General features: G+C 69.5%; 19 protein-coding genes. All 19 read right to left on the bottom strand.

Annotated elements, in window-relative coordinates:
* Nucleotides 1-259: 259 nt before the first annotated feature.
* Entirely contained in the window at nt 260-1525 is a 1266-nt protein-coding gene (locus tag EEW87_RS16690) for an MFS transporter (protein ID WP_123093647.1), read from the bottom strand.
* The gene (locus tag EEW87_RS16685; RefSeq protein ID WP_123093646.1) at nt 1522-3177 is read right to left on the bottom strand and encodes an ABC-F family ATP-binding cassette domain-containing protein; all 1656 of its coding nucleotides are present in this window, start codon (nt 3175-3177) and stop codon (nt 1522-1524) included. The genes EEW87_RS16690 and EEW87_RS16685 overlap by 4 nt, the downstream gene beginning before the upstream one ends.
* 1410 nt (nt 3178-4587) lie before the next feature.
* On the bottom strand, nt 4588-4896 hold the full coding sequence (locus EEW87_RS16680; protein WP_123093643.1) for a hypothetical protein: 309 nt from the start codon (nt 4894-4896) through the stop codon (nt 4588-4590).
* 52 nt (nt 4897-4948) lie between these two features.
* Entirely contained in the window at nt 4949-5590 is a 642-nt protein-coding gene (locus EEW87_RS16675; protein WP_123093642.1) for a hypothetical protein, read from the bottom strand.
* Nucleotides 5591-5604: 14 nt separating this feature from the next.
* Nucleotides 5605-6387, bottom strand: a complete 783-nt coding sequence (locus EEW87_RS16670) for a ParA family protein (protein ID WP_163562516.1) — start codon at nt 6385-6387, stop codon at nt 5605-5607.
* A 218-nt stretch (nt 6388-6605) separates the two neighbouring features.
* A complete protein-coding gene (locus EEW87_RS16665) occupies nt 6606-6767 on the bottom strand; it encodes a hypothetical protein (RefSeq protein ID WP_163562515.1) in 162 nt (53 codons plus the stop codon).
* Nucleotides 6764-7039: a hypothetical protein gene (locus EEW87_RS16660; protein ID WP_123093640.1), complete on the bottom strand. Its 276-nt coding sequence runs from the start codon at nt 7037-7039 to the stop codon at nt 6764-6766. Before EEW87_RS16660 ends, EEW87_RS16665 begins: the two co-directional genes overlap by 4 nt.
* Before the next feature lie 95 nt (nt 7040-7134).
* The gene (locus EEW87_RS16655; RefSeq protein ID WP_123093639.1) at nt 7135-7521 is read right to left on the bottom strand and encodes a hypothetical protein; all 387 of its coding nucleotides are present in this window, start codon (nt 7519-7521) and stop codon (nt 7135-7137) included.
* Between the two features lie 47 nt (nt 7522-7568).
* Nucleotides 7569-8519, bottom strand: a complete 951-nt coding sequence (locus tag EEW87_RS16650) for an ArdC-like ssDNA-binding domain-containing protein (RefSeq protein WP_123093638.1) — start codon at nt 8517-8519, stop codon at nt 7569-7571.
* A gap of 138 nt (nt 8520-8657) precedes the next feature.
* Entirely contained in the window at nt 8658-9050 is a 393-nt protein-coding gene (locus EEW87_RS16645; RefSeq protein WP_123093687.1) for a hypothetical protein, read from the bottom strand.
* Entirely contained in the window at nt 9047-9238 is a 192-nt protein-coding gene (locus EEW87_RS16640; protein WP_123093686.1) for a hypothetical protein, read from the bottom strand. The genes EEW87_RS16645 and EEW87_RS16640 overlap by 4 nt, the downstream gene beginning before the upstream one ends.
* A 75-nt stretch (nt 9239-9313) precedes the next feature.
* On the bottom strand, nt 9314-9943 hold the full coding sequence (locus EEW87_RS16635; protein ID WP_123093685.1) for a DUF6349 family protein: 630 nt from the start codon (nt 9941-9943) through the stop codon (nt 9314-9316).
* 32 nt (nt 9944-9975) lie between these two features.
* Nucleotides 9976-10293 carry a hypothetical protein gene (locus EEW87_RS16630; protein WP_123093684.1) on the bottom strand — a complete coding sequence of 106 codons (318 nt, stop codon included), beginning with the start codon at nt 10291-10293 and terminating at the stop codon, nt 9976-9978.
* 710 nt (nt 10294-11003) lie between these two features.
* Nucleotides 11004-11156, bottom strand: coding sequence for a hypothetical protein (locus EEW87_RS16625; RefSeq protein WP_163562513.1), 153 nt, complete (start codon nt 11154-11156; stop codon nt 11004-11006).
* 391 nt (nt 11157-11547) lie between these two features.
* Complete coding sequence (locus EEW87_RS16620; protein ID WP_123093683.1) at nt 11548-12948, bottom strand: hypothetical protein; 1401 nt, start codon at nt 12946-12948, stop codon at nt 11548-11550.
* Between the two features lie 258 nt (nt 12949-13206).
* Nucleotides 13207-13425 (bottom strand): hypothetical protein, encoded by a 219-nt coding sequence (locus tag EEW87_RS16615; RefSeq protein ID WP_148041638.1) that lies wholly within the window; start codon nt 13423-13425, stop codon nt 13207-13209.
* Between the two features lie 79 nt (nt 13426-13504).
* Complete coding sequence (locus tag EEW87_RS16610) at nt 13505-15052, bottom strand: hypothetical protein (RefSeq protein ID WP_163562512.1); 1548 nt, start codon at nt 15050-15052, stop codon at nt 13505-13507.
* A gap of 10 nt (nt 15053-15062) precedes the next feature.
* Nucleotides 15063-15704 (bottom strand): hypothetical protein, encoded by a 642-nt coding sequence (locus EEW87_RS16605; RefSeq protein ID WP_123093681.1) that lies wholly within the window; start codon nt 15702-15704, stop codon nt 15063-15065.
* Nucleotides 15701-16723, bottom strand: a complete 1023-nt coding sequence (locus tag EEW87_RS16600; protein ID WP_123093680.1) for a phage tail tip lysozyme — start codon at nt 16721-16723, stop codon at nt 15701-15703. The genes EEW87_RS16605 and EEW87_RS16600 overlap by 4 nt, the downstream gene beginning before the upstream one ends.
* Between the last annotated feature and the right edge of the window lie 15 nt (nt 16724-16738).

Below are 16738 nucleotides of genomic sequence, written 5' to 3'. Positions count from 1 at the left end.
CCTAATTCTCACGTAGCGCCTGCCGACTTAGCTCAGACGCCGGGTCCGCCGGGGTCATCCGGGTCGTCCTGGCGGCGCCGCAAGTCGCGCTGGAGGGAAGCGATGTTGCGCCAGGCCCCCGCGCATCACGTGTCGCTGCCCGAAACCCATCGTTTGCGGCACGGTCGAGCGGGTTGGCGGAGACGCACCCCGAAACTCCGCCCCGAATCAAAACCCCTTTCGGCACACCGTGGTTTCGGAACGGAGTTTCGGCACGCGCTCACGTGTCCAGTGGTTGTCTCGTTTCGACATGCCGCATGCGTCCTGCGACAAGCGCGACGACAGCGAGCAGCGTCGGCGCGACGCCCGCCACGATGAAGATGGCTGGTATCGGTACGACGAGCGACAGCGGCCCGGCGATCGCGATCGAAACGGGCATGAAGGTGATCGAGACGAAGAAGTCGAGACTGGCGACGCGCCCAATCATCTCCGGTGGCACGAGTCGTTGAAGCAGCGTGCCCCAGATGACTACACCAGCTCCCGTGGCCGCGCCAACGGCGAACAGTGTGATGAGCATCACCGCCAGGTCGTTGACGAGGCCGATCAGCACGAGCGGGAGGGTTCCGCCGCCCCAGAGGCCGATCATGAGCGTGAGATAGCGCCGGGGCAGTTTGAGAGACGACACGATGAGCGAGCCGATTGCGCCGCCGATTCCGTAGGCGGCGAGCAAGAGTCCGAACGTCGCTTCGGCGTTGTCGAAGCGGTCGCGGGTGAGGAACGGCAGCAGCACCTCGATTGGCCCCTGGATGATGAGCGCGAGCGATGATCCGAAGATCAGCGTCCACAGCAGCCACCGGGTGCGAGCGACGTAGCGGACCCCAGCTCGGAGATCCCCCCACACGCTCGTGCGTTCTTCCGACGTCGCCGGAGCGGGTGCGTCCTCGCGGCGGCTGAGGAACAGGGTGATGACGAACGCGACCGCGTAGGAGGCGGCGACGATGACCGCGCCAACGGCGGGGAAGAAGGCCCCGACGACAATCCCTCCGAGGGCGGGGCCGAGGCCCTGGCCCATTGATGGCCTGAGAGCCCCTTCGAGCCCGTTCGCGGCGAGTAGTTGCTCGGGTGGGAGTACTTGCGGGAGGTAGGCGCTGTAGGCGGGGTAGAAGAACGCGCTACCCGCGCCCATCGCGAACGAGGCGAGCCCGACATGCCACAGCTCGATTGCGCCTGTGAGGGACAGCACAGCGACGGTGGTCATGACCGCCGCGGTGCATCCCTGCACGGTGATGATGATCCGTCGTTTGGAGAAGCGGTCGGCTACCACCCCGCCGAGGACCGAGAAAGCGAAGAGACCGAGGCTGAGCCCGGTAGCCACGGCCGAAAGAGCAAGGGGACTGTCGTCGAGGGCGAGCACCTGGAACACCATGACGATGGTCCACATGCCGGTGCCGAAGACCTCGATACCAACCGCCGCGAACAGCAGCCGATAGTCGCGGGTGGCAAGAGGGCGCAGCGCCCGCAGCCGGTCGGGAGTCTCGCGGTTCATACCAGCGCCTCGCTCTCGGTCGGTGCTGCCAGTCGCAACGAGGGCCAGCCGTCGACGTCGCGAAGAAGCTGCCTGTCGTGGGTGGATACGATCACAGCCGCTTGGGTGGCGTTGAGCGCGTCGGTCAGTTCGTCGACGAGCGCGATCGATAGGTGGTTGGTCGGTTCGTCGAGCAGGAGCACGTGAGGCTTGGTGGCGAGCACCAGGGCCAGGTCGAGGCGCCGTTGCTGGCCCATCGACAGCTCACCTATCCGCTTGCTCGATTCGCGGGCGCGAAGGAGCCCGAGCTGCGAGAGCCCGACGGCCTCGCTTGGGTGGACGGTGCCGGCCGCCACGAGTGTGTCGACGTGGGCCGCGTAGACCGCGCTTGCGCGACGATCCGGCGGCAGCGCGGTCTCCTGGCGGAGGAACGCAAGCCGGACATTCGATGGACGACGAACGCTGCCCGTGTCCGCGTGCAGATCACCCGCTGCAACGCTCAACAGAGTGGACTTCCCGGCCCCATTGGGTCCGGTCACGACCAGACGCCCCCGGTGCGCCAGCGAGAGCGTCACCGGGCGCGTGAGCCTGTCGGCCACGGTCACCTGATCCACACTCAGTAGCACCGCTCCGGTTCGGGTCGCGAGGTCTGGGAAGCGGAACACTTGCGGCGGCTCGGGGACGGTCACCGCGTGCGCTTCGAGTTGTTCCTGCCGGCGGTGCACGCTTTGCACGAGCCCGCCCGCGCGCGTCGCCCGTCCGTGCTTGTTGGTTCCCTTCTCTGGGCGCCAGCCCGAGACGAGACGATTCTGCGCTGAGCTGAGACTGTCCTGCAGTCGTGCGAGCTCGGTCTGCTGTCGCTCGTATTCTTGCTCCCACCGTTCGCGCTCTGCGCGCCGGCCTTCCCGGTAGCCGGCGTAGCCGTTGCCGTACACGCGCACCTGATCGTCGGGGGTTGGGTCGAGGTCGACGATCGTCTCCGCGACGTCGGATAGCAGCGCGCGATCGTGGGTGACGACGATCACGCCGCCGTTTCGCGACCGCAGTTGCGCGGTCAGGAACTCGAGGCCGCTCCTATCGAGATGGTTCGTCGGCTCGTCGAGCAACAGGAAATCGTCATCGGCGCCGAGCAGGCACGCCAAGCGCACGCGGTACCGCTGCCCGACGGAGAGGTCGTGCAGTCGGCGGGCGGGATCGGTTTCGGCGTCGAGCGCTTCCAGCGCGATCTGCACCCGCCGTTCGGCGTCCCACGCATCTAGGACTTCGGCGTGCTCCAGAGCGGCGGCATATCGCTCCTCAGCTCCGGTGACGCCCGCCGAGAGTGACGCCGCGGCCGCATCGAGGGACGCCAGGGCGGCCAGCGGCTGCGCGATCGCTTCCGCGACCGCCTGGCCCACGGTTCTATCGTCGCCGCTCGGCATTTCCTGTTCGGCTATGCCGAGCGTCCCGAGTCGCTGCACTACTCCGCTGTCCGGGGTGAGAGTGCCGGTGAGGACGTGCAGGAGCGTCGACTTACCCCGGCCGTTCTCGCCGACGATCGCTACGCGCGAGGTGGCCGTGATCGTGAGGTCAACGTGGTTGAGGACGGGGGTGGCTCCGCGCATCACAGAGACGTCGGACGCGATGAGCTGCGCGCGCTGACGCGCGGGTCGAGGGGTGTTGAGGGAGAGCATTCGTATCCTTCGGAACGACGCACCGCACGGCTAAGAAGCGTGCGAAGGTGCGCAAGATGACGGCGACCCGTGGAGGGTCGAGAACGAGCGGCCGCCGCAGGCTCGGATGACTCAACGAGCGCGGTAGGCCTTACTCAGCCGTCACAGGAAGTACAAATGCACGTTTCAAGGGTAGGCGCGATCCGCGCCGCTATGCAACAGCGCGCGACCTTGTAGGTTTCCGCAATCGCTCGAAACTGATCGTCAGTGAGCAGGGCTGACGCGACCTTGGGAGTGCGACGCCGCCGATTGGGCGCAAGGATGGCTTGCACTGATTGCTTGAACTGAGAGGACGTGCCGTGGATAGCAACAACCTGGACCGTCGGTTGCCGCCCGTGGCGGCCCCGGCTCACGCGGTCTCGTACAGATTCCCTCCCGACGTCTACAACCTCGTCGAGATGGCCGTGCAGCACGCGGCGAAGTCAGGCGATCGCTTGTCGAGGAATGAAGCCGTCATCAAGGCGATCCGAGCGACCTACGGGCACCTATCTCGGTAGCTCCCCCACCGGGTTGTCGGCGCTGTCACATAGCCTCGCCGCTGTTCCCGGCAGAACACGACCCCCGCCCTCTTCGGAGAGGGTGGGGGTCTTCTCATGCTTGGGGCCAGGTTTCGTCGACGCCATCCGGCTGAGCAAGGTGGGAGGGGTTAGACGTACCCCACTTGGCAACGCCTGACCCCTCCCGGGCAGCAAGGATGCCCCAGGCGAAGGGGGGTCGCGTCAGCGGGGGCTGGGCGTCAGCAGCACGCGCACGCAGGCCGCGGCGACGACGAGCAGCGGCAGCACCGAGATCCACAGTCCGAAGGTCATGCGCACACACAAGCCGCGGTGCGCCGGGACCGGCAACAAGTTGTCCACCCTTGCCCGCCTCAGCCAGGGCGGCGCAGACCTCGCAGGACGGCCGCGTCCCGCGAGAGCACACGATTAGGGTCGGACTCGACCGGGGCGACAGCAGTCGCCGGCACGACGTCGACGCGCAGCTGCTCACCCTCAAGGGTGACCACCACGGCGACCCAGCGCCCGCGGCCGCGGTCCTGCTCCCAGCGCAGCAAGAGCCCCTGGCGGGGCTGCTCCCCCGGCTCTCCCGATAACGGGCGCACCCACACATGGCGCGGGCGCTGCGGCGGCCACTGCTTGTGCCAGCGCGCCTGCCCCATCGCCCGATGATCCCACACTGTCGAACACCTGTTCGATCCGTGGACGGTTGGCAGTGGCCGCCGGCTGGCGTGTCGGCGCTACTCCCCCTTCGCCTCCGGCGGCTCGCGGAGCGCCTGGTGCTGGCAGGCGCAGCCTCTGTAGTCCTGCTGCGGGTGTTGGGTGTCGTAGCAGTCCTCGTGCTCGCCTTCGCGGCACTTCGTGCAGACCATCGCTCTCACTCCCTGCGCTCGTCGTCGTGCTCGGTCAGGAACGGGAAGGGGTCACCGCGGCGGGTGGCCTCGACCGCGGCGCGCTGCAGGCGGGCGATCTCGCGATCACACGCGCTGTAGCCCTCGATGTACCCGTCCTCGAACCCGGTAGCACGGCCGGCCTCGTAGCCGGCCATGAAGATCTCCAGCTGCTCGGGCGTCATGGAGGTCGGGTCGTTGGCCCGCGGACCGTGGTCGACGACGTCGACCGGGTCGTCGTGGTGCTCCGGCGGCGGCTCGTGCGCCTCGTCGACGAAGGGGCCTACCTGGCTCACACCGCTCACCTCCTGGTCTAGATGGTCGAGTTGGTCAGTGCAGTCAGTACGGTCAGCGCACGAGACGGTTGGGCAGACGCGCCGGCGGGGTCGGCAGGTCGCCGCCGGCGGCCTGCCGAGTGCTCTGCACCGCGGCCGCGATCGCGTCGCCGCACCACGCGCTGTCGCTGGGGAACCGACCCGCCTGCTGGTCTGCGGTGATCGCCTTGCGCATCCGGGCGACGACATCGGAAGCCACGGAAAACGACCGGGTGGACCCCGAGCGCTGCGCGGACCGCTCCTGCGGCCGAGCAAGCTCGGTGCGCTCGGTGACACTGCGGGAGGCGTGGGCGTCGATCGCGGCCCCGATCCACTTGGCGAAGGTGTCTGCCTCTCCCCCGAGCTGCCAGGCCGCCAGATAGGCCGCCTTGGCGTCGGTGAACTCCTGCGGGGTGACGTAGATGCCGAGCCGTGTCACCTGCCCGGCCCCCTGCTTCTCCGCCTTCGCCGGCGTCGCGGTCTTCGTCGCGCTCTTGCGCGGCGTCGAGGTCTTCGCAGTCGGGGTCTTGGTGTCGGGCTTGGGCGCCCTCGTCGGCGCGGTGGCCACCGGCTCGATGGGCTGCGTCGTGGTCTCGACCGGGGAGGCCGGATCGGGCTCGCCGGCGATGGCGGCGCGGTTGCGGTCACCGAGGGTGCGGCGCTTCTGGGGGCTCATGCTGTCTCCCTGGTCTAGTTGGTCGAGGTGGTCTTGATGGTCACGCGGTGCACGTCGAGGATCGGCGCGAGGGCTGCGGCGTAGTCCTGCGCGATGCCCGAGCCGGGTGCGTAGACGCTGACGGGCTGACCGGAGGTGTAGGCGTCGCGTGCGGCCACGGCCTCGCGGATCGGGCTCGAGACCCGGCCGGGGTGGTCCTTGTTGAGCATCTCGACGACGTCGCGGTCGAGCAGGCGACGCGAGTCGTAGCGGGTCGGCACGATCCAGTGCACCTGCTGTCCCGGGTTGAGCATCCGGGCGACGCGCTCGTCGACGAAGCTGACGAGGCGGCGCAGCTGGTCGTAGGCCTCGGTCTCGCACGCCACGGCGGCGACGACAACGTCGGCGGCCGCCAGGGCGGCCAGGGTGACCAGACCCAGGGCAGGCGGGGTGTCGATGACGACGTCGTCCCACTCCCCCACGACCTGCGGCAGCTGGTCACGAAGCGCGGTGACGACCTCAGGGCGCTGGTCCAGCCCAGCCAGGTCGTAGGTGCCGACGAGCAGGTCGACCCCGGGCACGCTCGGCGAGGGCACCGCCGCCTCGCGCACCGTCGCATCCCCCGTCATCACCTCGGACGCCACCGCGACGACCTCGGTGTCGTCGTCAGCGCCGAGGCGGGTGGAGAAGTTGCCCTGCTGGTCGAGGTCGATCGCCAGCACGCGGCGTCCGCGCCGGGCCAGCTCCGCGGCGATCTCCGCCGCGGTGGTGGTCTTGGTCGAGCCGCCCTTGGACAGGGCGACGGTGTAGATGGCCACTGGTGACTCCTTGGTCTGCCGTGTCGATGTGGTCAGGTTACGTGCGTTGGTCAATGCGGTCTAGCGTGTCGCGCGCGTGTCGCCGGTCTAACTGGTCTCCTGCGGCCCTTGGCTTCGTATCCTGGTGGGGTGCGTTCCGGTTGGTAGCCGGTCCGCCGTGTTGAGGCCGCACCCCCGCCCTCTCTCCCCTGCGAGGGTCGGGGGTGCGGTCGACCACCTCAGGGCATCGCGGTGCAGTAGGGCCGACACTCCTCCCCCGCCTCGGCTCCACACTCCTCGCACGGCAGGTCCAGCGGGTCCCCGCCGTCCTCACCCTGGTCGTCGTAGACCTCGGGGTGCTGGTCGCCGTGCGCCAGCTCTTCCTCGCCGGCGTACATCATCGGACGGCCTCCTCGCGCTCGGCGCGGGCGCGGACCGCAGCCTCGATCTGCTCGCGGGTCGCGATGCCCTGCTGCACGAGCATGGCCTCGAGCGCAGCGACCGCCTCCCATGCCTCCGCGTCGCCGTAGAGGACGACGTCGTCGACGATGTCGCGCTGCCGCCGGGCCGGGTTGGCCATGCCCGGGCAGATCGTCAGGCGCACGACCGCGCAGGACGCGCGCCGGATCGCCTGCCGCCGCTCGGCGGTGATGTTGTCGGGGAACCACGTCATGGGGTGCCTCCTGCTGGGTCGTGGGGTGGTAAGTCCCTTGGTCTGCCGTGTTGATAAAGTCAGTCTAGTCTAGTTGGTCAATACGGTCTAGCGTTTCACTCGGCGTAGGTGAGGGCGGTGCACTCGCACGTCATCGGGCCCAGGCCGTAGGTCTGCCACTGCGTGGCGTCGTCATCGGTGACGGGGGAGAGGACGGCTCCGCCGGTGGTGAACCCGGTGAACAGGGCGCAGGACCCGGCGCAGCGGATCGTCGCGTACACGATGCGGTCGTGCGCGAAGTAGAGGACCCCGGGCCGCAGGACCGGCGCTGCCCCCTTCGCGTTGGTCTGGCTGGTCTGGTTGGTCGAAGGGGGAGCGGCATGGCAGCGGATGCAGGTCCCGCGCTCGTCGAGCTCTGCGGGGTCGACGAACGCGCCGCACCCTTCGCAGATCCCCCACCCGTTGTGGGTCGGTCGGTCGGTGCCGTGGTCGGTGGTGCTCATCTGGTGCTCCTTCGTGCTGTGGTCGGTGGTTCGGGGGGAGGTGGGTCCTACGCGGCTGCGTGCTGCTCGTCCTGCTCGTCCTCGCCGTCGAGGGCCTGGGAGAGGGTGTGCACCGCGGCCAGGACGCGAGAGGCGGTGCTCTTGACGACGTCGCTGTCGGCGCGCTCTGCCCAGGTGGCGACGTAGCCGGTGCTGTACGCGCTGCTGTCGAGCCCGAGGAGACCGGCCAGGACGTAGGCCACAGACTCGGCCTCGACCTCGCAGCGGCCGCGGTGGCTCAGGTACTCCTCGACGCCGTCCTCGAGGTGGCCCAGCGCAATGTGCGCGGCCTCGTGCAGTGCGGTCTTGGCCTGCTGGGCGGGGGAGTTGCGTGCCTCGATGACGACTCGCACCGGCTCGCCGTCCTGGCCGGCGGGGCTGGTGTAGCCGTTCGCGCCGTTGGAGATCTCCTGGAAGTCCACGACGACCCCGGTGGCCGTCAGGTATGCCACGACGCGGCCGAGGATGCCGTGGACGTCCTCGCCGGCCAGGGTGTGGGTAACGGTCGAGGTGTCCCCGTGGCCCTCCATGACGTCGGTCTGGGCGATGTCGAAGACGCTGACGGGGAAGAAGACCCGACGCTTGCCCGCGGGCGCCTGCGGGCCGTCCTGGGCCGCGTTGTCGCCCGTGCTGGCCTCGTCGTCGTCCTGGGCGCTGACCTTGACGGTGCCGGTGCCGAGGATGCGCACGCCCCGCTCGCCCTTGCGGACCTGTCGCCCCTTCGCCTGCCAGGCGCGGTACCCGGCGACCTGGGTGGCCTCGGGGCGCTGCATCCAGATCAGGACGAGGTTGGAGAAGGAGTAGTGGTGGAAGGAGGCGCAGAACGCCAGGTAGCGGGCCCACTGCTGCGAGCCGCGCAGGGCCTCGACGCCGTCTGCGAGCTGCTGGTGCAGAGCCTCCATCTCCTCGCGCTTGCTCTCGGCGGTGCGGGCCTTGCTGGTGCGCTTCGTCGCGGTCATCGGTGCCTCCTGGCGGTGCGTGGGGTGGTAAGTCCCTTGGTCTGCCGTGTTGATACTGTCACTCTAGTCTAGTTGGTCAATGATGTCTAGAGGTAGTGGCTGGTCGTTTCTGACTTTCCCCCTTCGACCCTTGCGGGGTCAGGCGCTCAGGCTGTTGCGCTTGGGGGAGAGCTGGGAGACGCGCTGGGGGGAGAGGTCGAGCAGGATGCCCACGTCACGCACGGTCAGGCCCTCGGCTAAGGCCCCGGCGACGGCACGGCGCATCTGGGCTGACGCCTTGCTCATGGCGGCCTCGGCGGCCTTGCTCAGGCGCTGGGCCTCGGAGATGTCCACACGGGTGTTCTCGCTCAGCGCCGGCTCGATCGTGACCTCGACGCTGGCGGGGTCGACGTCCTTCATGACCGCGACCGCGTCGGCCACGATCTCAGCGACCTGGTCGAGGCGCTTGGCCTGGGTGAACACCCCGCGGACCTCGGGGACCTCGATTGCCCACCACCCGCCGGAGCGGGTGACCTTCGCGGTGACCTTCATGGCTTCACTCCCATGTGCTTGAGGATCGCCTTGGCGGTGATCTCGTTGATCTCGTTGTGTCGGGGGACGGTTGTGTGACGGTCCCCGATGCTCACCTTCGTGTGCGAACCACCCTCGGTGATGAGCAGGGACAAGCCCTGCCTCTTGGCCTCGGCGCTCAGCGCCTTCATGATCTGCTGTCTCTTCATACGCTAAGTCTAGAGGGGTAGACAATTCAAGTCAAGGGGACTAGACAAATCTGACAAATCGGCCGCGGGGTACGGCTAAACGACCTCGCCGGTGAGGTCGAACCCGCCGAAGGGGGAGCGGCCTGGGACGTGGCGGGTGCCCATGCTCGTGCGAGTGGTGCGGATGGGCGCGCCGAGGTGCTGACGGTGGGCGGGGTAGTTCTGCTCGATCCACGTCCGCGCGGCCGCGATGTTCTGGCGGGTCGGGTTGGACAGGGCAGCGCTGATCTTGTGGGGCATCAGGGGCAGGTCGCGCCAGTCGGGGACTGCGTGATCGTGCATGGCCTCCACGGCCTCGTTCTCGCTGGCGGCGACCTCGTGCCAGCGGCAGGGGATGCAGTTGGCCTGGTAGAGCAGCGCGCCGGGACCTTCGTGGCCGTGCTCGGTGCGCAGGTCGACGGACAGGACGTGCAGCTCGTGGCCCTCGATGGTGATCGGCTGGTGGCAGATCGCGGGGGACCACATGTGGCTGCGGCTGCGGAAGCCGCCCTGGCCGTGCTCCAAGATCCATCGCTGCATCGCGGCGGCGTGCTCGTCGGGGGTGCGGTAGTCGAGCGTGAGGCGCAGGGGACCGCCGGCCCATGCGGGGGCGGCGTCGAGTTCGGCCTCTCGGATGAGTGCGTCGATGTCAAGGGCAATTTGCCCGGGGACGCCTACATGGTCCATACTGTCTCCTTGGTGTGTGTGGTCAATGCTGTCTAGAAGAGGGTTTCGGGGTTGCCGTCGCCGTCAGCGGCGATCCGGTCGGGGTGGGGGCCGTTGGTGCCGTAGTCCTGGGTTCCCACGACGACATGCCAGCGCTCGGGCCATTCCTCGACGTCGCGGGTGACGGCGTGCGTGACCTCGTCCTGGTGCTCGGGGCAGGCCGTGGCCCAGGAGTCGACGACGAACGCGCCGCGGGTGAACACCTCGCCGCGGATCTTGTGCCATACGCCGTGGTCGCGGATCACGTCGCGGTTGTCCTTGGCGCAGTCGTCGACGGCGCAGGTGCCCTGGGTGCGGGTCGTGATGTTCATGCTGGCTCCTCGGTCTAGTTGGTCAACGGTGACGCCGGATGGGAACTGGCCCGTTGGTCTGCTGCGGCCCAACCACCCCCCGCCCCCGCCCCCGACGTTTGTCCCCGTCGCGGGCGCTGAGGCGCCCCACGTCAACCCCGCAGGGGATCGGAGGAGCCAAGCTCTGGCGCGAAATAAGCGGAGCGACGAAGGAGCGCAGCGCGTGCCAGAGGTTGGTGGGGGAGAGGCCGGCGCAGCCGGCTTGACGTGGGGTGCCGAGCCCGCAGAGTGGGACGTCGGGGGAAGGGCGAGAGGTGAACCGGCTCGTGGGCGCCGTCAGGCGGCCGCCGCTTGTCGTCGTGATCGCGGCTCGACACCTACGAAGGGGGAGCCTGCCTGGGGCCGGGCTAGCTGCGACCCGGAGGGGAGCCGGTAGACCGTGAGGTCGCTGTAAGTCGCCTCGTGGCGTCGATGTACTACGCAGTGTCGATGTTGCGGACGTTCTCCAACATCAAGGTTCGACGGGATCAAGAACGGCTGGCAGAGGAAGCCCCCGAGCAGCACGTCGACCACATCGAGATCCCGGAACTGACGAGCTCATAGGTCGTGCCCCGCTGGCACGCTCTCAGCCGGGGTGCCTATCATCTAGGCAAGACCTAGGCACGCCTAGGCAAAGAACGGCGGCGGGAGCCCGGTGGCTAGACCGAGCCCCCACCACCGCCCTTCGTCGATCAGGACATGAAGTCCATGATCAGGCGGAAAAGCGTCACCACGGCGATGAACACCTGTGCGGCGGTCTTGAGCGCGATGCGCTTAGGACCGCCGCCGTCGTCGTCGGGCGGCTTTCCGTGGTCGTCATGCTTCGGCTCGGAGAGCTTCGACATTCAGACCTCCCTTCGTCCAACCGGGACGGATTTCCCGGAAGCCTCGGTGCACTTATGCACAACATGTGGACGAATGACATCGGTGTAACCACTCGATGTACTCCGATTCTACGGGCGCGCGCCGCGATACCCTCGAGGTATGCCTGACACCCCCCTCTTGGGGCAGGTCCTGACAGCGATGGTGACGTCTCGAGCTGAGGCTGTGAGGCCGGGTTTGCCCCGGAATTCCGGGGCAGGGTCCAGTGCGTTAGGCCACGAGGGCGGAGCCGACGGCCAGGAAGCGCCGCGCCACATCTCGTACGTGCGCGAGGTCGTCCGACACGTGTCGGATCGACCTTCCGACCCGTTCCAGCGAACGTGCACGTGCTTCAGCACGTGCACGGCTCACGGCCTACGAGCCGGGCCCGTTGGTGGCGATCTGCCAGCACGGGTCGCACACGGCCGAGCCGAGGGGGCTGGCCAGTCGAGCGACGACAGTCGGTCCTGGTCGCCGGCAGGCGACGCACACGGTGGCGGGGGGCTCGTAGTCGGTCAGCGCGAGGTCGCGCTGCTCGATCTGGACCGGGGTGGCCACGCGGATGCGCGGCGGGCACGTCGGGCACTTGCGCGAAGTAACGCGCCCGGTGACGGGGTCGGGGTCGCTGGTGAGCCATCCGTGGCCGTCGCAGCCGGCCTGGCCACAGGGGGTGAGCCACGGCGGGGCCGCGGGGTCGGCGCCGACGTCGACGGGCTCGTCGGGGACCATGTGCTGGGTCAGCCAGCGCACCCACCCGCCGGGGGAGGTGATCTGCTGCGAGGACGTGGGCCAGCGGTAGCGCAGGGTCACCGCGACGGCCCGGGCTGTGGCGAGCCAGTGCTCGGGGGTCCAGCCCGCTCGCTCGAAGTCGGCCAGGGCCGGCGCGGTCATCCGCGGCGAGAGCCGCGGGCCGTCCTGGTGCTTCGTGGTCGACCAGCCGAGCAGGGCGGCGATACCGGCGGCGAGCTCCTCGCCAGCGAGGCGGGTGCGCCGAACCGGCCGCCCGCCTCCGTCGAGGCGTCGCGCGGAGCGCGTCCCCTTGGTCGAGCGGAGCGAGACAGTGTCGTGGCTGCAAGTCTCCCTAGGTAGAAGGTGACTTTTCTCGAAAGGCTGGCCCCTACGGGGTGGGGATGCGAAAACCCCCGTCGGCAACTCGTCAGAGGGCTTGTGAGAGCCGCACACGACGTCGGTGGTGTCGTTGTCCACAGCCTCGGTGATCGGCTCCTGACGGCTGTCCTGGGGCTCCTGGGTGGCAATCGCGACCCAGGGTGCGAGCCAGTCGGGGACGTTGAACGCGCGAAGGGGCGTGATCCCGCGCTGGCGGCATCGGGTGCCGTCTGGCATCCGATGGCCCTGGCGCACGGTCAGACGCGCGCTCTGGTGCAGCGGGCGGGCGCGGCGGATCTCGCGCAGGACGTCGAGGCGGCAGGTGGCGAAGCGCCAGGCGCGCTGGACCTTGTCCTCGGAGCAGCCGGCTTGCTGGGCGACCCACCGCTTGTAGGCGCGCACGGCGCGGCCGGTGGCGGGGTGTGCCTGGGCGGCGGTGATCTCGATGATCTGCATGAACGCGTCGAGCTTGATCGCGTCGTTCTTGTTCGGTCCGCTCAGGGCCTCGGGGTAGTGCTCGAGGTAGAGCCGCAGCCCGGCCAGAAAGGCATCGCGGGAGGTCCACGCGCGCACGTCGGCGTAGCAGCCGTCGTCCTCGGCGATCTCGTAGCGGATGGCCTCGCGGGCCTCGTCGGCTCCCTCGACCTGCACGGGGGTGCCGAAGGGCACCCAGGGCCGCTTGGTCCACCGGGAGGCGACCTCAGCGGCGACGGCGGGCGACGGTGCGGCGCGCAGGGCCGCTCGGCGCGTCGGGGAGAGACTTCCTGGCGCATCTGGACGTGCGTGTTCTACAGTGGGCAGCACAAAGCCACCTACCTCCTTGCGGGAGTTGGTTCACAGGGACCGAGCTGGTTACTCGGTTTCGACTCGAAGGCCCCGGTTGCCGCCGGGGCTTTCGTCATGTCAGGGCACTGCCCTGCAGGGGTTCTAGGCGCTCAGGCCCTCCAGTGGCCGCTGGCCGGTTGCGCGGCCGCCGACAGGCTTGGAGGGGTCAGCGTCGAGGAGTTTCCAGTCCGCGTACTGCTGAACGGTCATCCCGAGCTCGCTGGCTCGCCGCTTGAGCTCGGCGCGACCGTCGAGGGAGAACCGCAGCAGCACGGCAGCGGAGCGATCCGGGCTGCGGTGGGCGTTCGCTGGAGTACTCATGGGGAGAACCTAGGGGCGTGGCTAGCCAGATAAAGCGACGTCGACGGCGTGTCGCGGCTATTTCTTGGCGCAGCCGTCATCACTTCGACTCTCCGTCAGCGGCTGAGGGGGTGACGTCGGGGCCGTAGGCGGTGCCGGTGTCGGGCTCGAGGGCGTAGATGCGCTGGGCCTGACCGGTGCTGGCGATGATGAGGCCGCGGTCGCCAGCGGTAGCGACGGGGATGCCCTGGGGGTCGACGTCGGCACCGCCGGGGATGCGTTGGGCGGGCTTCATGCGCTCGGCGCGGTAGCCGTCACCGGCGGTGCTCCATGCGGCTTCGTCGGTGATCTGGGCGGTGGACCAGTCCTCGGGCAGTGCCCGGATGGTGCCGGTCTCGGACTCGATCGCTGTGGTGCCGGCGATGGCCCATGACCCGTCGGGGGAGGCGGCGAAGTCGTCGGCGTCGACGTCCTCGCTGATGACGACGGACCAGGCCGGCTCCATGCTCGACTCGGTGGCGTAGCCGGTGAGGGCTGTCTGCCCGCGGTCTTGCCAGGCGTAGACGAGGGTGCGACCGGCGACGCCGACGATGCCGAGCGGCGTGGCCTTGGGGCTGGGAGCCGTCAGCGTCTCGGGGGAGGGAGCGGTCTGCTCGCTGGTCAGGGTCCACCACCGTCCACTGTCGTCGGCGGCGAGGACGGCCGCGTCGTCGGTGGCGACGAGGGGTTGGGCTCCGGCGGGCAGGACCCGCTGCTGCAGGGCGTCGCCCTGCAGCACGAGCGCGGTGAGCGTCTCGGTGCTGGCCAGCAGCGGAATCTTCGAGGTCGGGACGAGCGTGAGCCCGGGCTCGGAGATCTCCCACGTCGTCGGGTTGGGCTCGGTGGTGCTGTTGGGCCAGATCGTCAGGGCGTCACCTGTGGCGACGGCGATGCCCTCGCGTCCTTGGTAGGCCACCTGCTGCGGCGAACCGGTGACCCGGTTGTCGATCGGCACGGTCCACAAGGTGGCGCCGTCGTCGGGGCGAAGGGCTGCGAGCTGGGCGCTCGGGCCGTCGTCGAGGGTGGCGACGACGGTGGAGTCGGTGACGAGCAGCGGTGCGCCGTCGCTGGGCACGTTGATCGCGGGGGAGACCCACGCGGCGCGGCGAGCCCACCCGGCCACGGGGACGACGGGTGCCTCGCCGGCGGGCGCCGCGACAGGCGCGGTCGCAGTGGGCGGGTCTTGGTGGGCGGCGATGTACCAGGCACCGCCGAGGCCCGCCCCGGCCAGGACGAGGGTGCCGGCGGCGATGGCCGCGACGACGGAGCGGCGCATGCCGGTGCGCTCGGGCTCGGGGGTGGTGTCGAGGTCCCAGGTGCGGCCGTCGGCGTGCACGACCATCGGCCAGGTCTTGCCGTCGACGTCGGTCGCGGTGACGCGCACGGCGCGCATCGGACGAGTTGCCGCTGCGTCCTGGGCGTGGCGCATCACGCTGTCGATGGGGGCGTCGGGGTCGACGTCGACGTCGGCGCCGTCGACCTCGCCGGTCACGGCGCCGTCCTCGGTGCGGTAGAGGCGGACGTTGACGATGGGGAAGGCCGGGACGCTGCGCGGGTCGAACTCTTCGCGGGTCTCGCCGTTGTCTCCGATGGCGGTTGGGATCGTCATGGGATGGCTCCTAGTAGGTCGACACGGCTGTGACGAGCCACGGCTTGGTGGTGCCGGCGCGGGCGAGGTCGACGAGCAGCGTGACCGTGTCGGGCTTGCCGATGCTCTTGCCGCCAGCGCCCTTGGTGGTGACGGTGACCTCGACGACGCGTGAGGCGTTCAGCCCGCTCGGCGCGGAGCCGTCAGGGCTGACGTCCTGGGTGCGCGCGGTCGTCCACGCCTGGTCCTTCGCGAGCTGGGACCAACCGGGGTCAGCGGGCAGGTTCTGCTCGAGCTCCTTGGCGATCTTCGGGTCGAGCCAGCGCGTCGCGCGGCGCTGCGCGTCGCTGTAGGAGCGGTCGATGCGGGTGTCGATGGTCGAGGTGGTGCGGGCATAAGCCTGCGCGACCTCGGAGGCCTGCGCGTCGTCGACGTCGCGAGGATCGACGACCCCTCCTCGAGGTCGTCCCGGGGAGCCCTTGGGGGCGGTAGGACGCCCCTGCGGCTCTGCGGCTGTCGACGTCGTCGACGAGGACGGACCGCCTCGGGGGGCGGTGCTGCTCGTGCTGGGTGCGGCTGCGCTGGTCTGCGCCACGGGCGCGGGGTCGTCGCCGCAGGCGGCGAGCAGGAGCGCGCCGGCCGCCAGGGTGATGGCTGCGTGAGGTCGGGTCACCACGTGACTCCTCTCTTGGCCATGAAGGGGCGGGGATCGGTCGGGGTGCCAGACAGGCCCCCGCCACCGGCGGGGGCGCCGGTGCGGACCTCGAAGTGCAGATGGGCGCCGGTGCCGACGCCGGTGCTGCCGACGGCGCCGATGCCGTCGCCGGCCTCGACCTTCTGCCCGACCTGGACGCGGATCGCGGACTGGTGGGCGTAGCCGGTGCGGATGCCGTTGCCGCAGTTGACGAAGGTGATGTTTCCGTAGCCGCTCATCTGCCCGGCGAAGTCGACGATGCCGTCGCACGCGGCGTAGATGGTCGCCCCGGAGGGGGCGCCGAAGTCCTGGCCCTGGTGGTTGGACGAGCAACCCGCGCAGGGGCTTCCGCGGGGCCCGAAGGGGCTCGTGGGAATCATGTGCTGCTTGGCCAGCGGCGGGGCCCACGACCCGCTGACCGGGACGCTGTCAGCGAGGAAAGCGGCCATGCTCTCGCGCAGCTTGGCGACGTAGTTCTGGGTCTCGGTGAACGGCGGGATGCCGGCGTACTGAGTGATGCGAGCCGGGCCGGCGTTGTACGCCGCCCAGGCCAGCTCGATCGCGGGGCGCCCGGAGGCGGCGACGAAGGGCTGGACGAAGCGGGTCAGCGCGCACATGAACCGGGCTTGCGCGTCGATCGCGTCGGCGGGGTCGAAGGGAGAGGCCTTGCCGTTCTTGTCGACGTCGCGGCCGTACGTCGCCCAGGTGCCGGGCATGAACTGAGCGATGCCCTGTGCGCCGACGGGGGAGACCGCCCGGGGGTTCCAGCCACTCTCGTGCTCGATCTGCGCGGCGATCGCCGCCGCCGGCACGTCTGCGCAGACGTTGCCGGCGGCGATGACGTAGTCGCGGTACTCCTGCGGGATGGACGCTGCGTCGAGGGATCCGGTGAGGGGGTTGGGGGAGTCGTTGAGGCTCTGCGCGCCCTGGATGAGCAGGGGGACGAGCATCACGACGAAAAGGACGACCCCGAGCAGCAGGCCACCGATCCACTTCATGCGTCCCCCTTCGTG

The sequence above is a fragment of the Janibacter melonis genome, assembly GCF_003721155.3.
Lineage (GTDB): Bacteria > Actinomycetota > Actinomycetes > Actinomycetales > Dermatophilaceae > Marihabitans > Marihabitans melonis.
This window is presented reverse-complemented; position numbering and strand designations above follow the sequence as displayed.

Bases quoted from the DNA above. Each gene is read 5' to 3' on its own strand.
- EEW87_RS16690 (WP_123093647.1), bottom strand. From the start codon at position 1,525: ATGAACCGCGAGACTCCCGACCGGCTGCGGGCGCTGCGCCCTCTTGCC.
- EEW87_RS16685 (WP_123093646.1), bottom strand. From the start codon at position 3,177: ATGCTCTCCCTCAACACCCCTCGACCCGCGCGTCAGCGCGCGCAGCTC.
- EEW87_RS16675 (WP_123093642.1), bottom strand. From the start codon at position 5,590: ATGAGCCCCCAGAAGCGCCGCACCCTCGGTGACCGCAACCGCGCCGCC.
- EEW87_RS16665 (WP_163562515.1), bottom strand. From the start codon at position 6,767: ATGATGTACGCCGGCGAGGAAGAGCTGGCGCACGGCGACCAGCACCCC.
- EEW87_RS16660 (WP_123093640.1), bottom strand. From the start codon at position 7,039: ATGACGTGGTTCCCCGACAACATCACCGCCGAGCGGCGGCAGGCGATC.
- EEW87_RS16655 (WP_123093639.1), bottom strand. From the start codon at position 7,521: ATGAGCACCACCGACCACGGCACCGACCGACCGACCCACAACGGGTGG.
- EEW87_RS16650 (WP_123093638.1), bottom strand. From the start codon at position 8,519: ATGACCGCGACGAAGCGCACCAGCAAGGCCCGCACCGCCGAGAGCAAG.
- EEW87_RS16645 (WP_123093687.1), bottom strand. From the start codon at position 9,050: ATGAAGGTCACCGCGAAGGTCACCCGCTCCGGCGGGTGGTGGGCAATC.
- EEW87_RS16640 (WP_123093686.1), bottom strand. From the start codon at position 9,238: ATGAAGAGACAGCAGATCATGAAGGCGCTGAGCGCCGAGGCCAAGAGG.
- EEW87_RS16635 (WP_123093685.1), bottom strand. From the start codon at position 9,943: ATGGACCATGTAGGCGTCCCCGGGCAAATTGCCCTTGACATCGACGCA.
- EEW87_RS16630 (WP_123093684.1), bottom strand. From the start codon at position 10,293: ATGAACATCACGACCCGCACCCAGGGCACCTGCGCCGTCGACGACTGC.
- EEW87_RS16625 (WP_163562513.1), bottom strand. From the start codon at position 11,156: ATGTCGAAGCTCTCCGAGCCGAAGCATGACGACCACGGAAAGCCGCCC.
- EEW87_RS16615 (WP_148041638.1), bottom strand. From the start codon at position 13,425: ATGAGTACTCCAGCGAACGCCCACCGCAGCCCGGATCGCTCCGCTGCC.
- EEW87_RS16610 (WP_163562512.1), bottom strand. From the start codon at position 15,052: ATGACGATCCCAACCGCCATCGGAGACAACGGCGAGACCCGCGAAGAG.
- EEW87_RS16600 (WP_123093680.1), bottom strand. From the start codon at position 16,723: ATGAAGTGGATCGGTGGCCTGCTGCTCGGGGTCGTCCTTTTCGTCGTG.